This is a genomic window from Chromobacterium sp. W521 (assembly GCF_052805975.1).
This window is the reverse complement of sequence record NZ_JBRBAF010000003.1, coordinates 302,679-322,566: the sequence shown is the minus strand read 5'-3', so window position 1 is coordinate 322,566 and position 19,888 is coordinate 302,679. Positions and strand designations below refer to the sequence as shown.

Genomic DNA, 19,888 nt, shown 5'->3' with positions numbered 1-19,888 from the left:
GACTTGCCGTACTCAAGTACCGCCTGCGTCGGCGCGCCTTGCCTCAGCCGTAAAACTGATTTTTGTTAGCCGCTCTAAATGGCCAGCTTGACGGCAACGCGGATTGGGGCTGTAATCCCCTGCCCCAATCCTTGCCGTCGCCATGAACGCCATCCTCCCCAATGCGACTATCGACGTCTGGCGCGCCCGCCTGATCGACCTGCTGCAACAACAGCCGGGCGACGACGACGGCGCCCACGACCTGAACCATTTTCACCGTGTCTGGGCCTGCGCCCGACAGTTGCTGGACGCCCACCCCGACGCTGACGCGCTGACCGTGCTGGCCGCCTGCTATCTGCACGATCTGGTCAACTTGCCGAAGAACCACCCAGAGCGCCACCTGGCCTCGCGCCAGGCCGCCGCGCGCGCCCGCGCGCTGCTGGCCGCCAGCGATTTTCCGGCGGACCGGCTGGACGGCGTCGCCCACGCCATCGAGGCGCACAGTTTCAGCGCCGCCATACCGCCGCAAAGCCTGGAGGCCCGCATCGTGCAGGACGCCGACCGCATGGACGCGCTGGGCGCCGTCGGCTTGGCGCGGCTGTTCTATACCGCCGGGCGCATGGACTCCGCGCTGGCCCACCCTCTGGACCCGCTGGGCGAGGCCCGCGAACTGGACGACCGCCGCTGGGCGCTGGATCACATCGAGGTCAAACTCGCCAAATTGCCGGCCATGATGCAAACAGAAGCCGGCAGAAAAATGGCGGAACTGCGGCTGCAATGGTTGCGCGACTTCCGCCGGCAATTTTGCCAGGAATGGCTAACCGGCTAGCCCAGACGGCGCCGAACTCGGTAAGTCATTGATAGTCAAATCAAAACAATTCTAGCTTTGAAACTATCAACTCAATGACAAAACCATGGGCATGGCGCAAAATAAACGCACCCCACCCCCGAGTTCAAGCATGATTCTGAAGCTGCAAAGCAATACCCATGGCCGAGACTGGGCGGTTGGTGACATTCACGGATGCTTCCGCCAACTGTCGCGCTTGCTGAAAATGGCCGCCTTCAATCCCGAATGCGATCGCCTGCTGTCGGTTGGCGACATGATAGATCGCGGCGCCGACAGCGCAGCGGTGCTGGAGTGGCTGGCGCAACCCTGGTTCTATGCGGTGCGCGGCAATCACGAGCAACTGGCGATTGACTCGCTGCTGGGGGACAAGCAAGCCGAAGTCCGCCATGTGAACAACGGAGGCTCCTGGTTGCTGACGCTGCCGGCCCCTCTGCGGCAAGCCTGCCTGACTGCTTTTCAGCGCCTGCCATACGCCATTGAAGTTACCGATGCGGACGGCGGCAAGATCGGCGTGCTGCACGCCGACTGCCCGGACAACGACTGGGAAGCGCTGACTTCCGGCCTGGAGAACGGCACCCTGCCGGAGACCAGCCGCAACGTCACGCTATGGTCTCGAGAACGCGCGCGCCACGGCCGCGGCGGCGTCGTGCGCGGGGTGGACCTGCTGCTGGTGGGCCATACCCCGCAAACCAGCGCCACCCGCTTTGACAATGTGCTGAACCTGGATACCGGCGCCGTCTACGGCGGCAAACTGACTCTGTTCTGCCTGAACGACTTCGTCGAACTGTCTCTGCCCAGTGAAGACGACGCTCTGCTAGGTTTCCACCTGCACGAATAGCGCGACGGTGGCGCGCCGCGGCCGGGATGGCTAGAATGCGGCGCTCTGTCTTTTATCCCAGGAGTTCAAGATGGCCAGCAAGAAAGCCGCGACCAAGCCCCAGGCGCAGCAACGCCAGCAACAGGACAAGCGCTGGAACGCCGCGGAACAGGCCTGTCGCGAAATCATGAGCTTGCTGGAGGCTTTGGAGCCCAGCTTGGCCGCACAGCAAACCTCGGCCCAATACGCGCAGATGGCGGCCGTGTACTACAAGAAAATCCGCAATGGCCGGGTGCTGTCGCCCGGCGACTTCAATCTGGCCGCCGATGTCGCCGCCAGCGCCCGCCGCGCCTTGCAAGTCTTGGCGCCAAAGCTGGACTTTTCTCCCCTGCCGCAAGCGGCCGACTGCCAGCGCATGCTGACGCTGGCCGACGGCGTTTTGGCGGCGATGAGCGAATTGAAGGCTGCCGGCCGCCGCCAGCCCTGAGCCTGTTCAAGACCCCACCACCGGCACGCGGCAGACTCTGAACAGATTCTCAGGCCTCGTCTGCCGCCGGCTGCTCGGTCTGCTGCAAGCGCCACATCTCAGCGTAGCGGCCGCCGCGCTCCAACAGTTCCCGGTGCGCGCCCTGCTCCAACACACGCCCGGCCTCCATCACCAGGATCTGGTCGGCGTCGACAATGGTGGATAACCGGTGGGCGATGATCAAAGTGGTGCGGTTGGCGGAGATCTCCGCCAGCTCGCGCTGGATCGCCTTCTCGGTCCTGGAGTCCAGCGCACTGGTGGCCTCGTCGAAAATCAGAATGGGCGGGTTCTTCAGAATAGTGCGCGCAATCGCCACCCTTTGCTTTTCCCCGCCGGACAGCTTTAGCCCTCGCTCGCCCACCATCGTGTCGTAACCATCCGGCAGACCGCTGACAAAGTCATGGATATGCGCGGATTTGGCCGCCTCTATCACCTCCTCGCGGCTGGCTCCCGGCCGGCCGTAAGCGATGTTGTAATACACCGTGTCGTTGAACAGCACGGTATCCTGCGGCACGATGCCGATATGGGCGCGCAGGCTGTCCTGAGTCAGTTCGCGAATGTCGCGGCCGTTGACCAGAATCCGCCCCTGTCCAACGTCGTAATAGCGGAACAGCAAGCGCGACAGCGTGGATTTGCCGGCGCCGCTGGCGCCGACCACAGCCAGCGTCTTGCCGGCCGGAATATCGAAACTGACTTCGCTTAGAATCCGGCGCTTGCTTTCATAAGCGAAACCCACCTGCTCGAAGCGCACCCCGGCCGCCCGCGCGGCCAAGACCTCAGCCCCTGGCGCGTCCGCCACCTCCTCGTTGGCGCTCAGCAGCGCGAACATGCGCTCGATGTCGGCCAGAGAATGCTTGATCTCGCGATAGACAAAACCCAGGAAGTTCAAGGGCGCGTACAACTGGGTAATAAAAGTGGCCACCAGCACCACGTCCCCCACCGTCATCCTCCCGGCCACGACCTCGCGCGCGGACAACACCATGATCAAAGTGACGCCGCTGGCGATGATCAGGCCCTGGCCGGCGTTGAGCATGGACAGAGATACCTGGTTCTTGATCGCGGAAGCCTCCCAGGCCGCCAGATTCTTGTCGTAGCGCTCCGCCTCATAGCCTTCGTTGTTGAAGTATTTCACCGTCTCGTAATTTAGCAGCGCGTCGATTGCCTTGGCGTTGGCCTTGGAATCCAGATCGTTCATGCTGCGACGGTAAACGGTGCGCCACTCTGTCACCACCAGGGTGAAAGCAATGTAGACGGCGATGGTGCCGAAAGTCACCAACGCGAACGGCCAGGCGTAACGGTGTAGAAGAATAGCGGTGACCATGCCGATTTCCAGCAGCGTGGGCAGGATGTTGAACACGGTGAAATTGAGCAGAAAGCCTATGCCCTTGGTGCCGCGTTCGATGTCGCGGCTCATGCCGCCGGTCTGGCGCTCCAGGTGAAACCGCAACGACAGCCGCAGCAGATGCTGAAACACGCCGCCAGCCACGCTGCGCACCGCGCCCTGTATCACCCTAGCGAACACCGCGTCGCGCAGTTCCCCCAGCACGCTGGACAACAAGCGGGCGCAGCCATAGCCGGTCAGCGCCAACACCGGCAACGCCAAGAGGGTGGCCGGCACCGAAAGTTGATCAACGATGTCTTTCAGATACAAGGGCACGCTGACCGCGGCCACCTTGGCCAGCACCATACAGGATAGCGCCAGCAGCACCCGCCACTTGAACACCCACAAATAGGGCAAAAGCGTTTTGAGGGTGGCGACATCGTTTCGGCGGCTAGGAGCCGGGCCGGAATGGGTAAAGCGCATATTCGGGATTGCCTGTTGGGTCAAGCTGTTCCAAAGTGAGAGTTGAGTTGTTTTGCAAACATCATCAACGCTCGCCAGGGGGCGCGGACATGTGGATATTATTGCTGGAAGCGGCGATTGCCGGCGGATTGGCCACCTTCATCGTCTGGTGGACCTGGCCAAGGGAAAAATAACGCCGCCGGCTTTGTGAAGCCCCGGCGCCGGTTCAAAGTCTAGCGAGATGGAGCGAAGCAAAGCGTTGAGGCTGACGGAAACGGCATGGTCAAGCGACGCATGAGCATGCCGGCTCCGGCTTCAACGCCGCGTCGCCAACGCGCAGCGGACATTGAACGGGCCATCAATGCAGCACGCGCGGCGCCACCAGGTTCATCTCGGGGATTTCGGCCTCGAAACGCTTGCCGTCGTCGGCCAGGAACTGATAGCTGCCCTTCATTGAGCCGTAGGGCGTTTTCAGATGGGTGGCGCTGGAATAGTCGAAAGACTGCCCCGGCTCGATGCGCGGCTGCTCGCCCACCACGCCCATGCCCCGCACTTCCTGCACCTGCTCGTTGGCGTCTGCGATGATCCAGTGGCGGCTGACCAGTTGCGCCGGTTCGCTGCCGGTGTTGGTGATGCGGATGCGATAGCCGAACACATAGATGTCGTTGGCCATATTGGACTGTTCTTCGATGTAATGCGGTTCGGCTTCCACTTCGACACGGTAGGTTTTTTCCGCCATGTTCAGCGCTCCTTTTGTTGTTTGTGCTTCATTTTATCCCGCCGGGACGCTTTTGGCGCGGTAGAATGTGTCCATCCCGTGTTCATCCTTGCCCAAAGCAACGCCCTATGCGCACTTTCCGTATCGCTCCCAGCATTCTTTCCGCCGATTTTTCCTGTCTTGGTCAAGAGGTTCGCGATGTCATCGCCGCCGGCGCAGACATCATCCATTTCGATGTGATGGACAACCACTACGTGCCCAACCTGACCATAGGGCCTATGGTGTGCGAAGCCATCCGCCCGCACAGCGCCGCGCCCATCGACGTCCATCTGATGGTGAAGCCGGTGGACAGCCTGGCCGCCGCCTTCGCCAAAGCCGGCGCGGACATCATCACCTTCCACCCGGAAGCCTCCGAGCACGTGGACCGCACGCTGGGCCTGATCAAGGACGCGGGCTGCAAAGCGGGCCTGGTGTTCAACCCGGCCACCTCGCTGTCCTATTTGGATCACGTGATGGATAAGATAGACATGGTGCTGATCATGTCGGTGAACCCGGGCTTCGGCGGGCAGAAATTCATCCCGCACGCGCTGGACAAGGTGCGCGAGGCGCGCCGCCGCATTGATGAATACACCGCCAAGCACGGCGGCGAAATCTGGCTGGAAGTGGACGGCGGCATCAAGGCCGACAATATCCGCGCGGTGGCCGAGGCCGGCGCCGACACCTTCGTCGCCGGCTCCGCCATCTACGGCCAGGACAACTATAAAACCGTGATCGACGCGATGCGCGCCGAGCTGGCCCAGCTTAGCTGAAACCGGCCCCCTTCCCAGGAGCACAGAATATGCATGCCTTCATCGTGACCGGCGCCTCCCGCGGCCTAGGCTTGGCGTTGACCGAAGCCCTGCTTGCCGACGGCTACCGCGTGGCCGGCCTGGCGCGCGGCGCCGTGGACGCGCTGGCCCCGCTGGCGCGCCGCTATCCGGAACGCCTGATCGCCCTAGACGTCGATCTCTCCGACGCCGCCGCGGTGGCCCCGGCCATCGCCGCCGCGGTGGAACAACTGAAACCGGCCGATTGCGCCAGCCTCAACCTGATCAACAACGCCGGCGTGGTCACCCCCATTGCCCAAGCCGGCCATTACCCGGCCGAGGACTTGGTACGCGCCTTGGCGATCAATCTGGCGGCGCCGATGCTGGCCACCGACGCGCTGCTGCGCGCCAGCGCCAACCTTAAAGCTCGCCGCCGCATCCTCAACATTTCCTCCGGCGCCGCCGCCAAGCCCTATCCGGGCTGGAGCGTGTATTGCACCACCAAGGCCGGGCTGGACCACTTCAGCCGCAGCGTGGCCGCGGAGCAGGCCGGCCAGGACAATGCCGCGCAAATCGTCTCGCTCTACCCCGGCGTGGTGGACACCGACATGCAGGCCAGCATCCGCGGCAGCGACGCCAAACAGTTTCCGCAAAAAGCGCGTTTCGACGCGCTGAAAGCGGACGGCGAACTGAGCACCCCGGCCGCCGCCGCGCGCCGCATCGTCGACCACCTGCTGTCGCCGGCCTTTGGCCTGCAAGCCGTGGTGGATATCCGCAACCTGGGCTAAAGCCTACTCTCGATCTGCCGCGCGCAAACGCGCGCGGCAAGCACCAAACAGCGGCCAAGGCCGCCGCACTGAAACGCATATGAACCTGAAACACATCAAAGCCGTCGCCTTCGATCTGGACGGCACCCTGGTAGATTCCATCCCCGATCTGGCCGCCGCCGCCAACGCCATGCGTGAGCACCTGGACCTGCCGCCGCTGCCGGCCCTGCGCATTCAAGAACATGTCGGCGACGGCATCGCCAGCCTGGTCCACCGCGCGCTGACCAATGAACGCGACGGCCAGGCCGATGCCGCGCTGTGGGAGCGCGGCTATGTTTTCTTCATCCAGTACTACCGCGAACACCTGAGCGACCGCACCACCGTCTACCCCGGCGTTAGCGAGGGCCTGGGCCTGCTGCGCGCGCTGCAACTGCCGCTGGCGGTGGTGACCAACAAATCCGAGCGGCTAGCGCTGCCGCTGCTGGAGCAGCTTGGCCTGCGCGACCACTTCAGTCTGGTCATCGGCGGCGACACCCTGGCGGAAAAGAAACCGTCGGCGCTGCCGCTGCAACATGTCTGCCAGGTACTGGGCATCGCACCGGAGCAGATGGCGATGGTGGGCGACTCCGCCAACGATGTGCTGGCCGCTCGCAACGGCGGCTGCGCCGCCATCGCCGTCAGCTACGGCTACGCCGACGCGGCGAGCCTGGGCGCCGACTTGATAGTGGCTAATATTGCCGAACTATACGATTTGATGAAGAATAGCTGATCAGCTGATAATTTCTTTTATGGATGACGTCTTCATGAAAAAGCAAGGATACCGGCGTGGATGCCGATGGCGTCGCTCAATGCCTGTTTAACAAGCCGCATTCGACCTCACCACGACCACAAAAGCGCAGGACCCGCCATGACCCATGAAGAATTCAACCGCCTGGCCGCCGCCGGCTACAACCGCATCCCGGTCAGTCTGGAGTTGTTCGCCGACCTCGACACCCCGATGTCGGTCTATCTGAAGCTGGCCAACCAACCCTATTCCTATCTGTTGGAATCCGTCGTCGGCGGCGAACGCTTCGGCCGCTATTCCTTCATCGGCCTGCCGTCCACCACCCGGCTGCGGGTCAGCGGCCAGCAGGTACAGGTGGAATACGGCGACAAGGTCATCGAGCGCCACAACGGCGACCCGCTGGCCTTCATTGAAGCCTTCCAACAACGCTTCCACACCCCGCCTCAACCCGGCCTGCCGCGCTTCACCGGCGGCCTGGTGGGCTATTTCGGCTACGACACCATCCGCCATATTGAAAAACGCCTGGCGGAGACCAGCAAGCCCGATACCATAGGCACGCCGGACATGCTGCTGATGGTGTCAGAGGAGTTGGCGGTGGTGGACAACCTGTCCGGCAAGCTTTATCTGATCGTCTACGCCGACCCGGAAGTGCCCAACGCTCTGCTCAAAGCCGAAGCGCGGCTGGCGCAACTGCGCGCCCGCCTGCGCGCGCCGCTGGAAGCGCCCTTGTCCTTGCCCGGCCAAAGCACGCAATCGGCGTCCGAATACGGCGAACAGGCCTTCAAGGACGCGGTGTCCGCCTGCAAGCGCTACATTCAGGACGGCGACATCATGCAGGTGGTTTTGTCGCAGCGCATGCAGATGCCGTTCGCGGAGTCCCCGCTCAGCCTCTACCGCGCGCTGCGCAGCCTGAACCCATCGCCCTATATGTTTCTTTATCATTTCGACGACTTCCACGTGGTGGGCGCCTCGCCGGAAATCCTGGTCCGCCGCGAGCAAGACACCGTCACCGTGCGTCCTATCGCCGGCACTCGCCCGCGCGGTCAGACCCGCGAGCAGGACGAGGCGCTGGCCGCGGAGCTTCTGGCCGACCCCAAGGAAATCGCCGAGCATGTGATGCTGATGGACCTGGGCCGCAACGACGTGGGCCGCGTCGCCGCCACCGGCAGCGTGCGCGTCACCGACAATATGGCTATCGAACGCTATTCCCATGTGATGCACATCGTGTCCAGCGTGGAAGGCAAGGTTGGTCCGGAAGTGTCGAACATCGATGTGCTCAAGGCCACTTTTCCGGCGGGAACCCTGTCCGGCGCGCCCAAGGTGCGGGCGATGGAAATCATCGATCAGTTCGAACCCAGCAAGCGCGGCATCTACGGCGGCGCGGTCGGCTATCTCGGCTTCAACGGCGACATGGACCTGTGCATCGCCATCCGCACCGCGGTGTTGAAGAACCGCATGCTCTACGTGCAAGCCGGCGCCGGCATCGTCGCCGATTCCTCGCCGGAAATGGAGTGGCAGGAAACCCAGAACAAGGCGCGCGCGGTGCTGCGCGCCGCGGCGTTGGCCCAGCAGGGGCTGGACGCCTGAGCCAAACGGCCCGCCAAGGCGGGCCGTTTTAGCCGGCGCGAAGCAATGCTCCACCACCCACGTCCTGCCGACTTCAGGAGCGAAACTCTGAGCCAGCCCACCACTTTACGCCCTGCCCAGCTCGCGGACCTCGCCTTCCTCCTAGCTCTGCGCCGCGCCAGCATGGGTCCGCACCTGCAAGCGGCGAACATGCCCAGCGATGAAGACGCGCACCTGAGTCGCATCCACTACGGCCTCCAACATGCCAAAATCATCATGGAGGGCGAGCGGGACATAGGCCTGCTCAAAGTCGCGCGCCACCCTGCCGCCTGGCAGTTGATCCAGCTGCAACTACTGCCGGACCGGCAAGGCCACGGCCTGGGCTCACAATTACTACGCGGCTTGCAGCGCGAGGCTGAACACGCCGGAGCCGCTTTGGAACTCCGCGTGCTGGAGCGCAACCCGGCGCGGCGGCTCTACCTGCGCCTGGGATTTGTCGACATCCAACACGCCGACGGCGAATTCCTGATGCGCTGGAGCGCCAGCCCGGCCTAGGCCGCCGGCCACAACACCGGAAACCAATCCTCGCGCAGCCGCTGGCCCGGCTGCATGCCATGATCCGGATAAGGCGGCGAGGTGCGACCGGGACGCTCGACGTAGCGCGCATCGTCGCCCAGCCAGCGCAATGACAAGGCTCGCCGCCTACCGCCGCCGGGATTGCCCCGCGCGCCGTGCACAGTGCGGAAGTCGAACAGCACCGCGTCGCCGGGTTCCAAAGCCCATTCCAGCACCTCCATGCCCGGCTCGCGATCCGGGTCCGGCGCGTCTCGATATCGGCGCGCGTCGCCTTGATAAAAACTGGATTCATCTTTCCAGCGCAGCGGCCGCACCCACTCCTGCCAGCGGTGCGAACCGGCGATCAAGCGCAACGTCGCCTCGCTCACCGGGTCCACCGGAATCCAGAAACTGACAGTCTGCTCGCCGTCGACAAAGTAATACGGGATGTCCTGATGCCAAGGCGTGGGTTTGTGCGTGCCCGGCTCTTTGACCAGCACATGTTCATGGAAGAATTGCGCGGTGGCCGAACGCATCAGCGCGGCGGCGCCGGCCGCGGCCGGGGATTCCGTGACCACCGCCTGGAATTCAGGAACCCGCCGCCAGTTGCAATAGTCCTCAAAGAAGGAGCCCGGCTCGCCGGCGGCCACCACATTGCCGGCGTACGGCCCCGGAGCGCGCAAATTGCGCTCGATGCCGGCGGCGATGACATCGACCCAATCGCGGAACAGGCCGCGCAGGCAAACCGCGCCGTCGCGCTGGAAGGCGGCGATGTCGGCGGCGGAAATCTCGGGACAGGCAAGCATGGCGTTCTCCTCTTTCCAGGGTTCAAAGTCTGTCGCGCCTCGTGAAGCGTTGCACGGCGAGTACAAGCTCATTTTCGCTCGCTCCCGCCTTGTCTCGCCCTCGCTCGCGAAACGTTGAACAGGCTCTAATGCGTGTGGGCACCGCCGCTGCGGGCGCTTGTCCTCACTATCGCCGCAAACCCATGCCAAAATAAAATAATATGTTTTGATTATCCTCCTCGGAAAAAGCGATGAAGTTGACCCTGCGCCAATTGCGCTACGCGCTGGCCGTGGCCCGCCACGGCGGCATCAGCGCGGCGGCCGAGAGGCTGAACGTGTCTCAACCTGCCGTGTCCGCCGCCGTTGGCGAGCTGGAAAACATCCTGGGACAAGCGCTATTCATCCGCACCCGCGGCGCCGGAATGGCGACGACGCCGTTTGGCAGACAGGCCTTGGCGCAGGCGCGACGGACCGTGGAAGCCGCAATAGCGCTGGAGGGGCTGGCCAATGGCGCGGACGCGCTGGCCGGGGAGTTGGCGCTAGGCTGCTTCGAGGACTTGGCGCCCTACTGCTTGCCGCCTGTGTTGCGCGCGCTGCGCGAACGTCACCCCTCTCTACGCGTGGAGGTGCGTGAATGCGGGTTCGACCTGATCGGTCCACAGCTGCTTCAGGGCGGGCTGGACGCCGCCATCAGCTATGATCTGGCGCTGCCGCCCACGCTGGCCTTGACCGAACTGCGCACGCTGGCGCCCCACGCGCTGCTGGCGGTTGACCACCCGCTGGCGCAAACCGAAAAGGTGATGTTGAAGGAGCTGTGCGAATGGCCGCTGCTGCTGACCGAACAGGCGCACAGCGGCCCGCACTTTCTGGACTTGCTGCGCATGCACGGGTTGCGACCGGCGCGGCTGGAATCGGTCCGCAGTTTTGAACTACAGCGCGGCATGGTGGCCCACGGTCTGGGCGTGGCCATCGCTTACACCCGGCCCAGCGGAGACCACAGTTACGACGGCCGGCCGCTGACGCTGCGGCCCATCGCCGAACCGCTGCCGGAGCAACGCATTGTGCTGGCCTGCCTGCGCGAGCGGGCGGAGACGCCGGCCATTGCCGCGCTGCGTGAACGCGCGCTGGACTGGTTCTCGGCCAGGCCCGCTTTTGGGGTCGGCGCGGCCGGCAACGATACATGACAAGACATTTAAAGGCGGGGTTCACTCTGTCGCGTGACCGCGAAGCGCGGCAGATCAAAAACAGGTTCTCAGCCAGCCTGGGCCTGCAAGTACTGACTTATCTTGGCCGCGCTGACCTTCTGCATGCCGCACAATTGGCTGTGATCGGCCAGCCGCGCGCCGTAGCGGCGGCTGAGCTCGCCCTGCAAATGGCACAACAGTTGCGCGGCCATTTCCGCGTCGGCCAGCGCGCGGTGGGCGCGGCCGGTGTCCGGCAAGCTCAGCCAGCGCGCCAAAGTGCCCAGCTTGTGGTCCGGCGCCTGCGGCAGCACCCGGCGCGACAACAACAGGGTGCAGGCGAAGTCCTGCTTGCGCGCCAGACCCAGTTGGGACAGCTCGTAATCCCAAAACTTGCGGTCGAAACTGGCGTTGTGAGCGGCCAGCGGCGTGTCGCCGACGAAGCGCGCCGCTTCGGCCATCGCTACCGCCGGCGGCGGCGCGTCGCGCAACATCGCGTTGCTGATGCCTGTCAGGCGCTCGATCATCGGCGGAATCCACACGCCGGCGTTGATCAGGCTTTGATAGCGGCCGACGATGCGGCCGTCCTCCAGCAGCGCCACGCCGATTTCGGTGGCGCGGCAATCGCGCCCCGGAGACGCGCCGTTGGTTTCGAAGTCGATGACGGCGATGCGTCTACTCATTTCAGCGCCGCCCGCGCCGCCTCTTCCGGGCTCAGGCCATCGTAGTACTGATCGGTGTACCACTCCGCCTGTTCCTCGATATGCTCCTGCGCCTCCGCCACGGTGGCGCCGGCCGCCACCAGGTGAGTCTCCACCTCGGCGCACCATTCCAGCAGCGCGCGGGTTTCCTCGTCCAACTCGTCTTGTTTTTGCTTCTTGGCCATGGCCGTATCCTCACATCGCTTCCGCGTGCCGAAAACTGCGCATTCTACCCGCGCAGGCGGCAGCGGCCAAACCGCTCACACCCGCATATGGCGGATGGATTCGCTCAGCTCGCCGAAATGGCCGCGCAGTTGCACCAATTCGTCTTGCACTTGTCCCACCGAACGGCTGGTAATGCCGGCGTGCTGGGTTACTTCGTCGACGTTGGCCAGGATCTGCGCCCCGGCCGCCTTCTGGTTATCCAGCAGCCGGGAGATATTGCGGATGCGCTCCTCCGCTACGCCGGCCTGGCTGCCGATCTGATCCACCATGCCGCCCAGCTGCTTCACCAGTTCCACGCCCTGCTCCACCTGGCCCACACCGTTTTCCATGCTGCTGACCACTTGCTCCGAGGTGGCCTGCAACTGGGAAATGACGTTGACGATGTCCGCCGTCGCCTGTGCGGTGCGCTCCGCCAGCGCGCGCACCTCGTCCGCCACCACGGCGAAGCCGCGGCCGGATTCGCCTGCGCGCGCGGCTTCGATAGCCGCGTTCAAGGCCAAAAGGTTGGTCTGATCGGCAATACCGCGGATTGCGTCCACCATGCCCCCTATCTTGCGGATGTCGCCCTCCAGCAATTGCACACTGTTAGCGCTGTGATGAATGGTTTCGGCCAGGTTGCCAATATTGCCCACGGTCTGCTGCACCGCCTTGCTGCCTTCGCTTGAGCATTGCCCCACTTCGCCGGCGATGCGCAAAGTGCTGTCGGCATGCTCGGCCACGCTGGCCAGATGGTCGGCTAGTTGCTGAATGGCGCCGGCCATGGACTGCGCCGAATCGGTTTGCAACCGGCTGGCCTGTTCCACGCTTTGGGTGAGTTGGGCGATCTCGTCGACCGACTCCCCAAGCGCGCCTGAGGTCTGGCCCACTTTGCCCACAATGCCCTGTAGGGTGTCCATCAGGGTATTGAATTCTCCAATGGCGGCACCCAGCTCATTACGCCGCCCCACATGAGCGCGGATGGACAAATCGCCGCTGCGTTCGATACGTTGAGCCGCATCCTTGAAACGCTCGATAGGCGGCAGCACCGATCGCGCCACCCACCAGCACAGCAGGGCCATCAGCAAAGCCGCGGCCAGCGCCGCCACAATGATTATCACGGCGGCCACGCCCACCTGCGCCACCGTGCTGTCATTCTGCCGGCGCGAACCGCTGTCGATGGCGTCAGCCAGTTTTTCCATCTTGTCCTCCAGCAGCGCGAAATCCTGCTGGAAGTCCTTCAGCTTGGCCGCGGCCTGCTCCGGCTGGTCAAAGCCAGCGGCTACGATGGCGGCGGCCGCTCCGGTATAGCGTTCCACCACCGGCAGAATTTGCTGCAGCAAGGAACGGGCCTCGGGATCACTGATCTTGTCCTGGTTTTCCTTCATCGCACCGAGAAAGCGCTTGCTGTGCTCGTCCACGTCCTTGCGGATTTCGGCCAGCGCGGCGCGATCGCCATTTTTCTGCGCCAACATCAGCGCCAGAACATCGCCGTGCACCGCGTCGTGCATCATGTCGGCATCCATCTGTCGCCGCACCTCGCCCTGGCTGTCCAGCAATTCATTGATACTGCGCACCAAGTGCACTGTACTTTGGTAGCCAACCGCGCCGATCAGCAGGCAGGATACCACTACGCCGAAAGCCAGCAGCTGCAGCTGCACCCGAATCGTCAAGCCTTGCATAGCGGTCCCCTTGCCTTAGCGCTCATGTCTATAGCATTAACACTAATACATTCCCAAGATTCCGCCGAAGCCGTTGCGGCCGGCTACAGATCCACCTTGCCGCGCAGGGACTTGACCTCGCCGCGCCGCGTCTTGCCGGCCAGCCGGCGCTGCTTGGAGCCGTAAGTGGGTTTGGTGGCGCGGCGCGCCTTGGGAGTGTGGCTGGCGGCGTCGACCCAGGCTTGCAGGCGCTGAAGCGCGTCCGCGCGGTTCAATTCCTGGGTGCGGTGCTGCTGGGCCTTGATCACCACCACGCCCTCTTTGTTCAGGCGCTGATCCGGCAAGGCCAGCAGCCGCTCCCGCAGCCATTCCGGCAGGGAGGAGGCCCGCACGTCGAAGCGCAGATGCACCGCCGACGACACTTTGTTGACGTTTTGCCCGCCCGCGCCTTGCGCGCGCATCGCGCTGAATTCCACTTCGCGCTCGCTGATCGGATACCGCGGCTTGTCCATGATGCAAACCAACAATCAAAAGAAATAATTGTAGCGCACGCGCCGCATCCCTTGGCATGGGGCGGCGTTTTATTTCAGAGTGAAATTGTATGAATATCAATAGACTGCTATTGTCGTCGGCTTGCCTGGCCGATACCCTGCCGGACGCTCTTTGCCCATAGAACACGATGTCACTTTTTCTCGACCCTCGGACTACACTGGCTTGCACCGCCGGCTACAGCCTGGTCATCTCCCTGGTCACTTTCCTGTTCTGGCAGCGCAGCCAGCGCCAACCCGCGGTGCTGGCGCTCGCCATCGGCGGGTTGCTGGACGCGGCGGCCGGCCTGCTCTACCTTGCGCCGCTGGATCTGGACCCAGCCTTGATTTCCATCAGCGCCAAGCTGCTGATCCAGTTGGCGGCGCTGCACGTTCTGATCAGCATTGAGCGTTTTTACAAGCACTCCAGCCACTACAGCCTGCCCTTGGGCCTGGCCCTGGTCTTCATTCCCCTGCTGCTGTTCATCCACGAAGGCCTCGCACATTCGGCACTGGCCCGCCACGCCATCTTTTCGCTGGGCGCCTGTCTGCTATGGGGCTTGATCGCCTGGCGGCTGTGGCAGGCGGAACAGGATTCTCCCCGCGCCGGCAAATCGCTGGCCTCGGCGCTGGCGATGCTGACCCTGCTGCTGGAGCTGGCGCGACTGGCGCTGGCGCTATCCGCCATACAGCCGGACATCGAAGTCGCCGGCCAGCGTCAGAACCTGCTGCTGCTGATGACACAGTGGTCCGGCTACGGCGTGGTGGTATGCCAGCTCTATCTGGTGTACGAGCGGGCGATGGATCAGTTGTTGCAGCAATCACGCAGCGACAGCCTGACCCGCTTGCTGAACCGGCGCAGCTTCGATGAAGAGGCGGTGGCCGCCTTCCGTCTGGCCCAGCGCGAGCGGCGGGCTCTGTCCTTGATCGTGCTGGATCTAGACCATTTCAAAAGCATCAACGACCGTCACGGTCACCTGGCCGGCGACCAGGCGCTGACCGCGCTGGCCGACTGCCTGCGACGCCAAGCGCGTCAAACGGATCTGATCGGCCGCCACGGCGGCGAGGAGTTCTGCATTCTGCTGCCGGATACCGGCAGAGAGCAGGCGGGCCAGGTGGCGGAGCGGCTGCGCGCCGCCATCGCCCGCATTGAACTGCCGCTGCCGGACGCCGGCGCGCAGCTGCGCTTCACCGCCAGCTTGGGCGTGGCCTGTCTGAACAGCAGCCACGCTTCGCTGGAAAGCCTGTTCTGCGAGGCCGACGCCATGCTGTACCAAGCCAAGCACCACGGCCGCGACAAAGTGATGCTGTCTGCGCTGCCGGCCGCCGCGGCTTGATTCAAGACCGGGCGGACTGCGCCAAACCCTCGCACACCGGCTTTTGCGGATCGCCGGCCGGCAGCTTGCCGCACACCTCGTCCAGCTGTCCGGCCAAGCGCGCCAGCGTCGCCGCCTGCTGTTGCTGCCGGCCCCAGGCCTTGAGCCGGTTTACGGCTTTTTCCAGCGAGCGCCGGTTGCGTTCGTAGAAGGCGCTGGGCGTGCTGCCCGCTTCCTTGAAGATTGCGCTGGCGGTGCTCTCTATTCGTTTTTCATCCCCCGGCGCCAACTCAATCGCCCCGCTCAAATAGCTGACGCCCCATTGCAGACGCGTAGCCGGGCCGTTGGCGGCTTCGTAGGCCTGGCGATACCAGTCCAGCGCCGCGGCCTTGTCGCCTCGCTGCTTAGCGTTGAAAGCCAGGATCAGCATATGGTAATAAGGCGCGTGCGAACGGCCCAGCTCCGCCTTGAGCAGCGCGTCGGATTCGTCCAGCCAGCCCGCTTGCGTCAACAGATCTGCGCCTGCGGTGATGACCGCTTGGCGTTCGTAGGGATTTCCGGTGGCTTTGTCCGCCGCCGCCACTCGCTGTTTGACCTCCTCGCGCAAGGCGCGCGGCAATTCGCCCTTGGGCTGGTTCAAGCGAGCCAACGCCAACCGCGACGACAAGGCGCCCAGGCGGTCCGCGGTGGACAAGCCCGCGTCCACGGCCAGTTTGTCCAAAGCGGCGTCCCATTGCGCCGCCAGCGCCAAGCGCTCAGGCCCCTCCGCGCTCAAGGCCTTGACGATGTCGGCGGCGCTGTTGATCAAGATGTCGGCGTTGACGCGCGGCTGGGCCAAGGCTGCGCGCGCGACTGCCTGCCCTTGCGCGCGGTCCGTCACCGGCGTCTCCTCGCCGGCCGCGGCGGCCAGCGCTTTCAACTTCAACCGCAAGGCAGTGGCCGTCGGCTGGGCCGGAACCTTGTCCGCCAGCCGCGCCAAAGTCGCCGCCACTTGTTTCTCCGGCACGATCTGCGCCTGATCCGTGTCCCAGGAATAGTCCGCCAGCAATTGCCAGTCCCCATCCGCCAACGCATCGCCGGCCAGGGCAGACTGCAGCAAGACTTTCACCGGCCGCGCCGCCGCCAGGCCCAGTTCCAGCGTGCGCAGATAACGCTCCGGGTCCACCTCGCCCGGCAGGCGGGTGATCTCCGCGCCGTCCGGCCGAAACAGAATCATGGTTGGATAGCCGCGTACTTTGAACTCGCTGCCCAGTTTTTGCGCGTCCGGGCTGTCGCCGTCCAGGTAAACCGGCACGAACTGGCGAGTGCGGGCGATGAAATCCTGGCGGTTGAAAATGGTGGCCTTGACCTGGTTGCATGGCGGGCACCATACCGCGCCCCAGTACAGGAACAACGGCTTGTTTTCCGATTTGGCCTTGGCAAAAGCGGCCGGAACGTCGCCCTGCAGCCAGGCAATGCCGGGCGGCAGCGCGTGGCCGTCCGCAGGGGCGGAAGCGGCTTCTGCCGGCAGCGCCAGGCTGGCGGCGACAAAGGCCAGCGAGATCAAGGTAAGCTTCATCGCAGAATTCTCTTATGGTTGGGTTGTCGAACCATGCTAACGCAATTATTCGAACGTAATAAAGTGCGATCGCTTCTGTGCTTAGCGATAAAAAATCCAATGTCGCGTTTCCACTGCGCGACACCGCCCCTTTCGCCGCAAGGACACCACGCATGACTACTCCCCCCGCTTACTGGCTTGGCCCTCTATTGCTGGAAAACGGCTTCGAACGCGACGCCGCCGGCCAAGTCGTCTCCACCGCCGCCCGCCGCGCCCATCTGCTGATCGCCGACGGCCGCATCGCCGAAATGCGCTTCGACTCCCCTCCCGACGACGGCCGGCCGCGACGCGACGCATGCGGCTGGCTGGCGCTGCCGGCCTTCGCCGACATGCACATCCACCTGGACAAAGGTCATTACGGCGGCCCCTGGCGCGCCGCGACCCCCTTCATCAGCGTGGCTGAGCGCATCCGCGAGGAACAGGGCTTTCTGCTCGATTTCCTGCCGGACACCCGGCGCCGCGCCGAAGCACTGCTGGACCTGATTGCAGCCAGCGGCGTCGCCTTCGCCCGCGTGCACTGCAATGTGGACCCGGTGGCCGGCCTCGCCACCATGGAGCAAGTTCGCCTGGCGCTGGACAGCCGCCGGCATTGGCTGGATTACGAACTGGTGGCCTTTCCGCAACACGGCCTGCTGGCCGGCGACACGATCAAACTGATGGACCAAGCGCTGGCCTCCGGCTTCGACGTGGTCGGCGGAGTGGACCCGGCCAGCGTGGACGGCGACATCGAACGCTCGCTCAACGCCACGCTGGAGCTGGCGGTCAAACACGGCGCGCCGGTGGACTTGCATCTGCATGATCGCGGCGAACTGGGTGCCTACACGCTGGAACGCCTGGCGCGGCTGAGCGAATCCGCCGGCCTGGCCGGCCGAGTCAGCGTCAGCCACGCCTACTGCCTGGGAGAACTGGAGCCGAGCCGGCTGGATCAGGTGTGCGCGGCGCTGGCCACCAGCGGCATCGCCATCGTGTCGGCCGCGCCCATCGATGTGCCCATGCCGCCGCCGCAAGCCCTGGCCGCGCACAGCATTCCGCTAAGCCTGGGCAACGACAACATCAACGACCACTGGACGCCGTACAACAGCGGCAGCATCGTCGAGCGCGCCAGCCGCTTGGGCGAACGCCACGGATGGAACGACGAATACGCGCTGAGCCGCGCGTTGCGCCATATCACCCGCGGACTGTCGCCGCTGGACGACGCCGGCCGCCGCGTATGGCCGCAGGTCGGCGACGCCGCCAACCTGACGCTGGTGGACGCCTGTTGCTCCGCCGAGCTGATCGCCCGCCGCAAACCGGTGCGCGGGGTGCTGCGCGGCGGTCTGCCGGGCTGGTGGGGCGAGGGCTAGGCCCGGCCTAGCTTTGCCGCCTGAAAAAGCGGTTAGAACCTGTGTACGACCCTTCGTCCGTGCTTTGAAACACGGCTTGATACACAGGAAGCCACGTATCCGACGCGCCCCAGGCCCCTTCAAGCCTGCCGTCGGGTGGCAGGCCCGAGGTCTTAAGCGGCTACCCTGTTTGAGCGATTTGACGGCGGATTCAGCCTTGGGTCATGACCCCTCTCGAAAAGATCGTGAACAGGCTCTTACAGCAACTCCAGCGCCATCGCGGTGGCCTCGCCGCCGCCTATGCACAAACTGGCCACGCCGCGCTTGCCGCCGCGCTGGCGCAACGCCGACAGCAGGGTGATGATGATGCGCGCGCCGGAGGCGCCGATGGGATGGCCCAGCGCGCAGGCACCGCCATACACGTTGACCTTGTCGTGCGGCAGGCCCAAGTCGTGCATCGCCGCCATCGTCACTACGGCAAAGGCTTCGTTGATCTCGTAGAGATCCACATCGCCGGCGCTCCAGCCCGCCTGGGCCAGCAGCTTGCGGATCGCTTCCACCGGCGCGGTGGTGAACCAGCCTGGTTCCTGAGCGTGGGTGGCGTGACCCACGATGCGAGCCAGCGGCCGCAAGCCGCGGCGCGCCGCCTCCTCCGCCGTCATCAACACCAGTGCGGCGGCGCCGTCGGAAATGGAGCTGGCGTTGGCCGGCGTCACCGTGCCGTCCTTCTTGAACGCCGGCTTCAGCGTCGGGATCTTGTCGACGTTGGCCTTCAAGGGCTGCTCGTCGGTATCCACCACCTGCTCTCCCCCGCGGCCGCTCACTGTCACCGGGGTGATTTCATCGCGGAACAGGCCGTCGCGGATCGCCGCCTGAGCACGATTCAGCGAGGCGATGGCGAAAGCGTCCTGGGCCTCGCGGCTGAAGCCGTACTTCTCGGCGCACCATTCGGCGAACACCCCCATCAACTTGCCCTTGTCGTAAGCGTCCTCCAAGCCGTCCAGGAACATGTGGTCCTTGATCTCGCCATGGCCCAGCCGCAAGCCGGCCCGCGCCTTGGTCATCAGATAGGGCGCGTTGCTCATGCTCTCCATGCCGCCGGCCACCATCACCCGCGCGCTGCCTGCGCGCAGCAGATCATGGGCCAGCATGGCCGCCTTCATGCCGGAACCGCACATTTTGTTGACCGTGGTGCAGTTCACCGCCAGCGGCAGGCCGGCGCCCAGCGCCGCCTGGCGCGCCGGCGCCTGGCCCTGGCCGGCCGGCAACACGCAACCGACGATGGCTTCGTCGATGTCCGCCGCAGGCACGCCCGCGCGCTCCACCGCGGCCTGGATCGCCGCCGCGCCCAGCTCCGCCGCCGTCTTGGCCGCCAAAGCGCCCTGGAAGCCGCCCATGGCGGTGCGCGCCATGCCCACGATCACGATGTCTTGCTGTTGCATTGCTTAC

The 19,888-nt window shown here is 64.6% G+C and carries 20 protein-coding genes; 11 read left to right on the top strand and 9 right to left on the bottom strand.

Features of this window, described 5'->3' with window-relative positions; genetic code table 11:
* The first annotated feature begins 142 nt into the window (after positions 1–142).
* The 3 genes from ACUXV1_RS06135 to ACUXV1_RS06125 all read left to right on the top strand — a co-directional run bounded on the left by ACUXV1_RS06135 (position 143) and on the right by ACUXV1_RS06125 (position 2,130).
* On the top strand, positions 143–808 hold the full coding sequence (locus ACUXV1_RS06135; protein ID WP_337881870.1) for an HD domain-containing protein: 666 nt from the start codon (positions 143–145) through the stop codon (positions 806–808).
* A 130-nt stretch (positions 809–938) separates the two neighbouring features.
* A complete protein-coding gene (locus ACUXV1_RS06130; RefSeq protein ID WP_446015084.1) occupies positions 939–1,664 on the top strand; it encodes a metallophosphoesterase in 726 nt (241 codons plus the stop codon).
* 70 nt (positions 1,665–1,734) lie between these two features.
* A complete protein-coding gene (locus ACUXV1_RS06125) occupies positions 1,735–2,130 on the top strand; it encodes a hypothetical protein (RefSeq protein ID WP_203391542.1) in 396 nt (131 codons plus the stop codon).
* A 49-nt stretch (positions 2,131–2,179) separates the two neighbouring features.
* Here ACUXV1_RS06125 and ACUXV1_RS06120 read toward each other — a convergent pair whose 3' ends face one another.
* Both ACUXV1_RS06120 and apaG read right to left on the bottom strand, forming a co-directional pair.
* Positions 2,180–3,973, bottom strand: coding sequence for an ABCB family ABC transporter ATP-binding protein/permease (locus ACUXV1_RS06120; protein ID WP_114152784.1), 1,794 nt, complete (start codon positions 3,971–3,973; stop codon positions 2,180–2,182).
* 337 nt (positions 3,974–4,310) lie between these two features.
* Positions 4,311–4,691: a Co2+/Mg2+ efflux protein ApaG gene (apaG, locus tag ACUXV1_RS06115; RefSeq protein WP_019101389.1), complete on the bottom strand. Its 381-nt coding sequence runs from the start codon at positions 4,689–4,691 to the stop codon at positions 4,311–4,313.
* A gap of 107 nt (positions 4,692–4,798) precedes the next feature.
* Between apaG and rpe the strand changes: the two genes are divergently transcribed.
* The 5 genes from rpe to ACUXV1_RS06090 all read left to right on the top strand — a co-directional run bounded on the left by rpe (position 4,799) and on the right by ACUXV1_RS06090 (position 9,148).
* Entirely contained in the window at positions 4,799–5,479 is a 681-nt protein-coding gene (gene rpe / locus ACUXV1_RS06110) for a ribulose-phosphate 3-epimerase (protein ID WP_043641803.1), read from the top strand.
* 29 nt (positions 5,480–5,508) lie between these two features.
* A complete protein-coding gene (locus tag ACUXV1_RS06105) occupies positions 5,509–6,264 on the top strand; it encodes an SDR family oxidoreductase (RefSeq protein ID WP_446015083.1) in 756 nt (251 codons plus the stop codon).
* Positions 6,265–6,343: 79 nt separating this feature from the next.
* Positions 6,344–7,012: a phosphoglycolate phosphatase gene (locus ACUXV1_RS06100; RefSeq protein ID WP_337881866.1), complete on the top strand. Its 669-nt coding sequence runs from the start codon at positions 6,344–6,346 to the stop codon at positions 7,010–7,012.
* Positions 7,013–7,150: 138 nt separating this feature from the next.
* Positions 7,151–8,614: an anthranilate synthase component I gene (trpE, locus tag ACUXV1_RS06095; RefSeq protein ID WP_043641798.1), complete on the top strand. Its 1,464-nt coding sequence runs from the start codon at positions 7,151–7,153 to the stop codon at positions 8,612–8,614.
* 189 nt (positions 8,615–8,803) lie between these two features.
* The gene (locus tag ACUXV1_RS06090) at positions 8,804–9,148 is read left to right on the top strand and encodes a GNAT family N-acetyltransferase (protein WP_446015082.1); all 345 of its coding nucleotides are present in this window, start codon (positions 8,804–8,806) and stop codon (positions 9,146–9,148) included.
* On the opposite strand, the gene ACUXV1_RS06085 is transcribed toward ACUXV1_RS06090, so the two are convergent.
* Positions 9,145–9,954, bottom strand: coding sequence for a phytanoyl-CoA dioxygenase family protein (locus ACUXV1_RS06085; RefSeq protein ID WP_081554708.1), 810 nt, complete (start codon positions 9,952–9,954; stop codon positions 9,145–9,147). The genes ACUXV1_RS06090 and ACUXV1_RS06085 overlap by 4 nt on opposite strands.
* 230 nt (positions 9,955–10,184) lie before the next feature.
* Here ACUXV1_RS06085 and ACUXV1_RS06080 point away from each other — a divergent pair, with 230 nt between their 5' ends.
* Positions 10,185–11,117: a LysR family transcriptional regulator gene (locus tag ACUXV1_RS06080; protein WP_446015081.1), complete on the top strand. Its 933-nt coding sequence runs from the start codon at positions 10,185–10,187 to the stop codon at positions 11,115–11,117.
* Between the two features lie 68 nt (positions 11,118–11,185).
* Here the strand turns inward: ACUXV1_RS06080 and ACUXV1_RS06075 are convergent, their stop codons facing one another.
* From ACUXV1_RS06075 to arfB, 4 genes are all read right to left on the bottom strand, one after another.
* Positions 11,186–11,797, bottom strand: coding sequence for a 3'-5' exonuclease (locus ACUXV1_RS06075; protein ID WP_081554707.1), 612 nt, complete (start codon positions 11,795–11,797; stop codon positions 11,186–11,188).
* Positions 11,794–12,000 carry a hypothetical protein gene (locus ACUXV1_RS06070; protein ID WP_019101381.1) on the bottom strand — a complete coding sequence of 69 codons (207 nt, stop codon included), beginning with the start codon at positions 11,998–12,000 and terminating at the stop codon, positions 11,794–11,796. Before ACUXV1_RS06070 ends, ACUXV1_RS06075 begins: the two co-directional genes overlap by 4 nt.
* 75 nt (positions 12,001–12,075) lie before the next feature.
* The gene (locus ACUXV1_RS06065) at positions 12,076–13,698 is read right to left on the bottom strand and encodes a methyl-accepting chemotaxis protein (RefSeq protein ID WP_114152791.1); all 1,623 of its coding nucleotides are present in this window, start codon (positions 13,696–13,698) and stop codon (positions 12,076–12,078) included.
* An 83-nt stretch (positions 13,699–13,781) separates the two neighbouring features.
* Positions 13,782–14,189, bottom strand: a complete 408-nt coding sequence (gene arfB, locus ACUXV1_RS06060; RefSeq protein WP_446015080.1) for an alternative ribosome rescue aminoacyl-tRNA hydrolase ArfB — start codon at positions 14,187–14,189, stop codon at positions 13,782–13,784.
* A 167-nt stretch (positions 14,190–14,356) separates the two neighbouring features.
* On the opposite strand from arfB, the gene ACUXV1_RS06055 reads away from it, so the two are divergent.
* Positions 14,357–15,541, top strand: a complete 1,185-nt coding sequence (locus ACUXV1_RS06055; protein ID WP_114152792.1) for a GGDEF domain-containing protein — start codon at positions 14,357–14,359, stop codon at positions 15,539–15,541.
* A 1-nt stretch (position 15,542) separates the two neighbouring features.
* On the opposite strand, the gene ACUXV1_RS06050 is transcribed toward ACUXV1_RS06055, so the two are convergent.
* A complete protein-coding gene (locus ACUXV1_RS06050; RefSeq protein WP_446015079.1) occupies positions 15,543–17,078 on the bottom strand; it encodes a thioredoxin family protein in 1,536 nt (511 codons plus the stop codon).
* Positions 17,079–17,230: 152 nt separating this feature from the next.
* On the opposite strand from ACUXV1_RS06050, the gene ACUXV1_RS06045 reads away from it, so the two are divergent.
* Positions 17,231–18,460, top strand: a complete 1,230-nt coding sequence (locus ACUXV1_RS06045) for an amidohydrolase family protein (RefSeq protein ID WP_446015077.1) — start codon at positions 17,231–17,233, stop codon at positions 18,458–18,460.
* Between the two features lie 236 nt (positions 18,461–18,696).
* Here ACUXV1_RS06045 and ACUXV1_RS06040 read toward each other — a convergent pair whose 3' ends face one another.
* Complete coding sequence (locus ACUXV1_RS06040) at positions 18,697–19,881, bottom strand: acetyl-CoA C-acyltransferase (RefSeq protein WP_446015076.1); 1,185 nt, start codon at positions 19,879–19,881, stop codon at positions 18,697–18,699.
* Positions 19,882–19,888: the final 7 nt, after the last annotated feature.

What these genes read in the sequence shown, in the direction of transcription:
- ACUXV1_RS06125 (WP_203391542.1), top strand. Translation starts at nt 1,735, where the DNA reads ATGGCCAGCAAGAAAGCCGCGACCAAGCCCCAGGCGCAGCAACGCCAG.
- ACUXV1_RS06045 (WP_446015077.1), top strand. Translation starts at nt 17,231, where the DNA reads ATGACTACTCCCCCCGCTTACTGGCTTGGCCCTCTATTGCTGGAAAAC.
- ACUXV1_RS06130 (WP_446015084.1), top strand. Translation starts at nt 939, where the DNA reads ATGATTCTGAAGCTGCAAAGCAATACCCATGGCCGAGACTGGGCGGTT.
- ACUXV1_RS06050 (WP_446015079.1), bottom strand. Translation starts at nt 17,078, where the DNA reads ATGAAGCTTACCTTGATCTCGCTGGCCTTTGTCGCCGCCAGCCTGGCG.
- ACUXV1_RS06090 (WP_446015082.1), top strand. Translation starts at nt 8,804, where the DNA reads ATGCCCAGCGATGAAGACGCGCACCTGAGTCGCATCCACTACGGCCTC.
- ACUXV1_RS06135 (WP_337881870.1), top strand. Translation starts at nt 143, where the DNA reads ATGAACGCCATCCTCCCCAATGCGACTATCGACGTCTGGCGCGCCCGC.
- arfB (WP_446015080.1), bottom strand. Translation starts at nt 14,189, where the DNA reads ATGGACAAGCCGCGGTATCCGATCAGCGAGCGCGAAGTGGAATTCAGC.
- ACUXV1_RS06070 (WP_019101381.1), bottom strand. Translation starts at nt 12,000, where the DNA reads ATGGCCAAGAAGCAAAAACAAGACGAGTTGGACGAGGAAACCCGCGCG.
- apaG (WP_019101389.1), bottom strand. Translation starts at nt 4,691, where the DNA reads ATGGCGGAAAAAACCTACCGTGTCGAAGTGGAAGCCGAACCGCATTAC.
- ACUXV1_RS06065 (WP_114152791.1), bottom strand. Translation starts at nt 13,698, where the DNA reads ATGCAAGGCTTGACGATTCGGGTGCAGCTGCAGCTGCTGGCTTTCGGC.
- ACUXV1_RS06040 (WP_446015076.1), bottom strand. Translation starts at nt 19,881, where the DNA reads ATGCAACAGCAAGACATCGTGATCGTGGGCATGGCGCGCACCGCCATG.
- ACUXV1_RS06085 (WP_081554708.1), bottom strand. Translation starts at nt 9,954, where the DNA reads ATGCTTGCCTGTCCCGAGATTTCCGCCGCCGACATCGCCGCCTTCCAG.
- ACUXV1_RS06080 (WP_446015081.1), top strand. Translation starts at nt 10,185, where the DNA reads ATGAAGTTGACCCTGCGCCAATTGCGCTACGCGCTGGCCGTGGCCCGC.
- trpE (WP_043641798.1), top strand. Translation starts at nt 7,151, where the DNA reads ATGACCCATGAAGAATTCAACCGCCTGGCCGCCGCCGGCTACAACCGC.
- ACUXV1_RS06055 (WP_114152792.1), top strand. Translation starts at nt 14,357, where the DNA reads ATGTCACTTTTTCTCGACCCTCGGACTACACTGGCTTGCACCGCCGGC.
- ACUXV1_RS06120 (WP_114152784.1), bottom strand. Translation starts at nt 3,973, where the DNA reads ATGCGCTTTACCCATTCCGGCCCGGCTCCTAGCCGCCGAAACGATGTC.
- ACUXV1_RS06100 (WP_337881866.1), top strand. Translation starts at nt 6,344, where the DNA reads ATGAACCTGAAACACATCAAAGCCGTCGCCTTCGATCTGGACGGCACC.
- rpe (WP_043641803.1), top strand. Translation starts at nt 4,799, where the DNA reads ATGCGCACTTTCCGTATCGCTCCCAGCATTCTTTCCGCCGATTTTTCC.
- ACUXV1_RS06105 (WP_446015083.1), top strand. Translation starts at nt 5,509, where the DNA reads ATGCATGCCTTCATCGTGACCGGCGCCTCCCGCGGCCTAGGCTTGGCG.
- ACUXV1_RS06075 (WP_081554707.1), bottom strand. Translation starts at nt 11,797, where the DNA reads ATGAGTAGACGCATCGCCGTCATCGACTTCGAAACCAACGGCGCGTCT.